Below are 5,018 nucleotides of genomic sequence, written 5' to 3'. Positions count from 1 at the left end.
TCCCAATGGGGCAAAATAAGAGGGCACTGGGGTAGGAGATTTTTGTATATTAGGCTTGTAAAAGTTAAGTGAACATTCACACAGCCAGCAGGAATTTATTAAAATCTAGCGAAATTACCATCTAAATCTAATATTGGCAAACCTGCTGAAAAACAGGGACGCAAAACTATGGGTCTACGGATGGTTTAAATCTAGGACTGCCAGGTTGCATTAAAAGTGCAATCTGGCAGTGTTTATTATTGGGTGGTGTTAGGAGTGGATTCGGTATCTAGCAACCAAGAATTATCCGTCGATGAAATAAAAGAAGTTGAAGAAATTTTAGAACGGCTACCTCAAATAATTGATGAATTAGAAAAGATGTTGAACAATAATGGAGTTAAATAGAAAAGTTAAGGAAAGAAATGCATCGTTCGGCATCAAACTATGGTATTCGTCATCCTAAGTAATTTCAGCAAGCCAAATGATTGATGCTAAGATAAATGAATACTACCATAAATTGTAGGGGTGGTTCGCCGTGGTAGATCGTGATGAATTAATTAAACTGCTTAAAACATATTGGCCAGAAGCCGATTATAGTATATTGAACGGGATGGCTGAGGATATAATTCAGAGTATTTTGCCATTGATATACGAAAAGGCTAGAGAAGCCGTAAGTAATAAAAAAATAGAACTTTATTCGGAAAATGAGCGATAAGTCCATTTAGCGGGCTCATTTTATTTGTTAGCTGCAAAATCTCTTCTTCCTGCTGCCCGGGGTAGGGTATTCTAAGAAAATGAAGGGATTTTTGACTGATAGAAATAGTAATTATCCTTATTTCAGAGGTGGTACAGTGCAAAGATTTTACTTATGGCTCAACCATGACATTGAGCACACGTCTACAATTCTATTAGCGGCAGTGGTTATTCTGTTTCTGATTGTCGGTTCGTATGGTCTTCCTATCTGCCTGGAAGGATTGTTGTATGTGGGTGCCACAATTTTTTACTCTATGGCGGCGTTCTCTGCTGTTCTGTTTATATTCACGTCGCTATGCATGGCCGAGCTGATATGCCGGACTAGAATTCGCTTGGGGAAAACTACATCCCTATTCAAAAACCAACGAGGATGGCTGTACCTGGATGCACTTATTGGCATGATCTTGGTTAGTATCGCATGCGTCGCAATTATGGCTGCATATACTCAATCAACAAAAGCCACTGGCGTAGCATCAAATCGTGCTACTGCTGTCTCTATAGCCGAGCAGGTATTGGAAAGCTACAAACAATATGATGGGGGAACAGTATCTCCACCAACATCATATACATCTCCAGATCCTAATTTTAGCATTGCAATTACAAACCCATCTGTTACCGCTCTTAGCGGAACCCCAAAAGTTATCCCGGTTCAGGTTACAGTATCCTGGCCTGCGGTCGATCCACAAAATAGCGTACAAATGATATCTTATTATTATATAAAATGAGGATGCTATGAATAACTCTAAAGGATTTACATTAGTAGAAATTGTAATTGGCATGGCTATAATGTGTATTATTGCAGCAGCGGCATTTAGTATACTTTCGACCGGAGTAAAAGCGTATCAATATGACGCAGCACAAAGCCATATTATTGGGCAGGCCGGGCCAACGATGTCTATTCTTGTTGATAAAATTCGGTATGCAAATTCTATCTCCAGCCTTAATGTAGGAGATAGCACACAAACATTATCCTTCGTAGATTCATCCAACAATGTATGTAAAATTACAAAAGGAACCGATGCGGATATAAATACCATTATATTTACAGAAGGCACTTCTACGCAGAAAATGGCTATCGGAATCGTAAAATCAATTACTTTTAATCGAAAAACAATACATCAATTGGATATTGAGCTTATCGTGCATGATTACGGGTATGCAAATAACAAAGACAAGAGTCTTACGTATACAGTATTTATGCCAAGTGTTACATCTTAGGAGTGAAATTATGAATCAACGCGGTTCGGCCATGGTTTTAGGATTGATTGCAATGCTTTTTTTAATAGTGCTTCTTTCTGGACTTGTACCGTTAGTATCGACAGCACTTAAATCTACTTCTGTTGATAGAGATATTATTGAAGCTCAATTTGTAGCAGAGGCTGGTGCAAAACGTGCCGTTGTCGGTATTATAAATAACAGAACGGATTGGGCCTGGGCGCTTAATAATTCTATAAATCCCATAATAGATGGATCATCGGCAACAAAGTATTATGTTATTACCAGCATTTCACCGGCAATAAACGATGGAGCAACGCCAGCAAGTGGTACAACATACACTATAACCTCAAAAGGAACTGTAAATGGGGTTAGCAAAACAGTTAAAACTGTAGTAAAACCAAGTGCGAGTAGTTTGTTCCAAAATGTTTTTTATTCTGGTCACGATATGAGGATTGTAAGCGGAAACGTTACGGGTAATATCGCTTCAGACGGGCTTATTACGGTAGGGTATGGAATGACGGTTAATGGTAATGTTATTTATAGCGCCAGCACTCCTGTTATAAATGGATCAGCAGGGACTGTAACTCAAGTAAGTGATAAGATTGGCTCAATTAATGTGGCGTCGCTAATGCAGTACACACCTACGATGCCTTCTTTTACTAAGCCCAATACAGCATTACCATATGCTAATACGGCCTTATCTGGAGGCTATTATTGTAGTTCCGATTTTACAAACTGGAATTATTATTATACTGTCGCAGCTGATAAATCTGTTTTTATTTATGTCAATGGCGATTATACAATTGGTACTCCTATTACAGGTGGCGGGAATATTACAATTTACGCAACCGGAAATATTACGGTTAATGGTAATATAGTGGGGAATAACGTGCAAATTTATGCCGGGAAGAATATTACATTATCTCAGAATACAATTACCGGTAATAATATTACGTTGCAATCGGCAGGCGATTTTTACATAAGCGGTGGAAGTGTTACCGCCAACACAAAGGGAACGATAAATATTTATTCAGGCGGGAAGATAGACGCAGGTAGTGGAGCGGTAACCGGAAGCATTGTGACAATGATTGCGAAAAGCCTATCCACCGATGATACCATTACAAGCGGAGGCTTGCATGGAGTAACGATTAATTCAGGGCAGTCCACATATGTAACAAAAATCTATTGTAACGGCGATGTCAATTTGGCATCGGGCAGTATAGGCGGTGTGTCTATGATAGTATCAAATGGTTCAATTAACTTACATGGAATCACTAGTTCTGCTACTTTGATTGCCGACGGAAATATTGAAGCCCAGAGTGGCTCTAGTGGCGGGCTCTACGCGAATGGCTCTATTTATATTCATGGTGCCACAGTTAATTATGCGAATTCTTCGATGACGAGTCTAGGGTTGACTTCCGGCAGCACTACCTATCAAGTCTCATGGAGTAAGTAACTGAACAGAATTGAAAATTTAAATAACTTTATATGTGCGTTTAACATGATAGTATTGAAGCATTATCAAAACCGGGAGAAAGGGCTGCTGCGTCATGCTTTGCAAGGCGTTTTACCGGAGGATGTACTGTGGCGGCGCAAAAGTCCGTATCCTAAGACACACAATCCTTCCTATTTGTCAACGGTGCGTAATTGGGTAACCGATATTTTAAATGAGGGAACATCCCCTCTGCTTCCTTTGATTAACACCGCCAAAATCCGTGAAATTGCCGGGATGGATTTAACTGCTTCCCAGATACCCTGGTTTGGACAGCTAATGGGTGGGGCGCAGCTGTTTGCCTATCTGATTCAGGCGGATGCATGGCTGCGGGAATATAAGGTGGCAATTGTCTGATAGTAACAACGGACCGCTCCTTGGAGCGGTCCGTTGTTTTCAATTCCATTCAAAGGTCAGAGTAATGATCAGCTCATTGCCGTCGGCTTTGATGCTATAGTATGAACTATGGGAAAGAAGCTTTTGAAAAGAGCGAACCTGTTTGGGAGATTCACCGATAATTTCCGGCACCCGGATTGTAATCAGTGCTTTATTATTGAAATTTTCTACAACACTTACATTGTTGGAGACTAATTTAACTCCAGTCAGTATATGAATAAACGTCGCCCGTTTCACAGGTATAAGTCCCCCCTTATTGTTCGCTTACGTCAATTATAACATATGCAGCAAAAATGTGTAGAAATGCATGTAAAAGTATCTATGTTAAATTATCCCGTATTGTAAACGGCTAAATAATTGCGGATAAGAGAGTGAAAAAGCGCTCCTTCGCCGTAAAAGAAGGAAAAATGATGGTGACTGAATAGTCAACTTGTGTTATACTCTATACATAATAAGTTTCCAATAAAATTATGCATCAAAGAGAGGAAGAAAAAAATGTTCAAAAACAGGCTGAAAAGTGTGGCGGCTGTCAGTTTACTATTGCTTGTGCTGATCACTGCCGGCTGCGGCGGCGGATCGGGTTTGCAGCGTATTGCCGGTTTGAGTCCGGAGAATGTTGTAAAGACTTTTTTCAATGCGGCCCGCGACGGCAGATTTAATGAAGCCGGTCTCTATGTTTCTGCTGCGTCCAAAAGCGATGCCCAAACGGTTATGAAGTTTATCACCGGCCAGTCCGGCTTAGAACAGTTTAAAAACTCCAATCTGCTGTCAGTTAAACAGGTTGCCCAGCAAGGTGACTATACTGTCATGGTTGCTACGTTGCAGGATCAGAACAGCTTTAAAATCACAGTGAAGCCGGTTGCTCTGGAAAAAGTGGATGGTGAATGGTACATTGTGGATACCAATCAGATTTATCAGGATGCCAAATATAAAATTTTGCAGCAACTGTTGGCGAATATTTAAAAAACAATCTTGACACAGAAGAATTCCTGGGGTAAAATAAGCATAATATAAAAAATATAAAGCTTTGATCGGGACGAGTAAATATGTCAGTTTTGGCACAGCGAGCCGGTGACCGGGAAACCGGAGGTGTAATGACCGGCCCAAAGCGCATATGGAATGGACCCGTGAGCGCCTTCCGAAAGCAGCAGCGAGTAGGCAGGGACGGCAGCCGCCGTTA

8 protein-coding genes and 1 riboswitch are annotated in these 5,018 nt (G+C 40.7%); of the genes, 7 read left to right on the top strand and 1 reads right to left on the bottom strand.

Annotation, left to right across the window (positions count from 1 at the left end; translation table 11 throughout):
- Positions 1-125: 125 nt before the first annotated feature.
- A riboswitch (cyclic di-GMP riboswitch) is annotated at positions 126-213 on the top strand.
- 42 nt (positions 214-255) lie between these two features.
- The 6 genes from ABFC84_06415 (at position 256) to ABFC84_06390 (ending at position 3,799) form a co-directional block, all read left to right on the top strand.
- Positions 256-384, top strand: a complete 129-nt coding sequence (locus ABFC84_06415) for a hypothetical protein (GenBank protein ID MEN6412387.1) — start codon at positions 256-258, stop codon at positions 382-384.
- 130 nt (positions 385-514) lie between these two features.
- The gene (locus ABFC84_06410) at positions 515-694 is read left to right on the top strand and encodes a hypothetical protein (protein MEN6412386.1); all 180 of its coding nucleotides are present in this window, start codon (positions 515-517) and stop codon (positions 692-694) included.
- A 79-nt stretch (positions 695-773) separates the two neighbouring features.
- The gene (locus ABFC84_06405; protein ID MEN6412385.1) at positions 774-1,457 is read left to right on the top strand and encodes a type II secretion system protein; all 684 of its coding nucleotides are present in this window, start codon (positions 774-776) and stop codon (positions 1,455-1,457) included.
- A gap of 7 nt (positions 1,458-1,464) precedes the next feature.
- Positions 1,465-1,950, top strand: a complete 486-nt coding sequence (locus ABFC84_06400) for a prepilin-type N-terminal cleavage/methylation domain-containing protein (GenBank protein MEN6412384.1) — start codon at positions 1,465-1,467, stop codon at positions 1,948-1,950.
- A gap of 10 nt (positions 1,951-1,960) precedes the next feature.
- Complete coding sequence (locus tag ABFC84_06395) at positions 1,961-3,406, top strand: hypothetical protein (GenBank protein ID MEN6412383.1); 1,446 nt, start codon at positions 1,961-1,963, stop codon at positions 3,404-3,406.
- Between the two features lie 45 nt (positions 3,407-3,451).
- Positions 3,452-3,799, top strand: a complete 348-nt coding sequence (locus tag ABFC84_06390; GenBank protein ID MEN6412382.1) for an asparagine synthase-related protein — start codon at positions 3,452-3,454, stop codon at positions 3,797-3,799.
- Positions 3,800-3,838: 39 nt separating this feature from the next.
- Here ABFC84_06390 and ABFC84_06385 read toward each other — a convergent pair whose 3' ends face one another.
- Positions 3,839-4,075, bottom strand: coding sequence for a hypothetical protein (locus tag ABFC84_06385; GenBank protein MEN6412381.1), 237 nt, complete (start codon positions 4,073-4,075; stop codon positions 3,839-3,841).
- Positions 4,076-4,333: 258 nt separating this feature from the next.
- On the opposite strand from ABFC84_06385, the gene ABFC84_06380 reads away from it, so the two are divergent.
- The gene (locus ABFC84_06380) at positions 4,334-4,801 is read left to right on the top strand and encodes a hypothetical protein (protein ID MEN6412380.1); all 468 of its coding nucleotides are present in this window, start codon (positions 4,334-4,336) and stop codon (positions 4,799-4,801) included.
- The last annotated feature ends 217 nt before the right edge of the window (positions 4,802-5,018 follow it).

It is taken from the genome of Veillonellales bacterium (assembly GCA_039680175.1).
Taxonomy (GTDB): Bacteria; Bacillota; Negativicutes; order JAAYSF01; family JAAYSF01; genus JBDKTO01.
Note: the sequence above shows the minus strand (reverse complement) of the source record. Positions and strands in the feature narration are given on the sequence as shown.

Excerpts from the sequence above, each read along its gene's own strand:
- ABFC84_06380 (MEN6412380.1), top strand. The coding sequence starts at position 4,334 with ATGTTCAAAAACAGGCTGAAAAGTGTGGCGGCTGTCAGTTTACTATTG.
- ABFC84_06390 (MEN6412382.1), top strand. The coding sequence starts at position 3,452 with ATGATAGTATTGAAGCATTATCAAAACCGGGAGAAAGGGCTGCTGCGT.
- ABFC84_06405 (MEN6412385.1), top strand. The coding sequence starts at position 774 with ATGAAGGGATTTTTGACTGATAGAAATAGTAATTATCCTTATTTCAGA.
- ABFC84_06395 (MEN6412383.1), top strand. The coding sequence starts at position 1,961 with ATGAATCAACGCGGTTCGGCCATGGTTTTAGGATTGATTGCAATGCTT.
- ABFC84_06400 (MEN6412384.1), top strand. The coding sequence starts at position 1,465 with ATGAATAACTCTAAAGGATTTACATTAGTAGAAATTGTAATTGGCATG.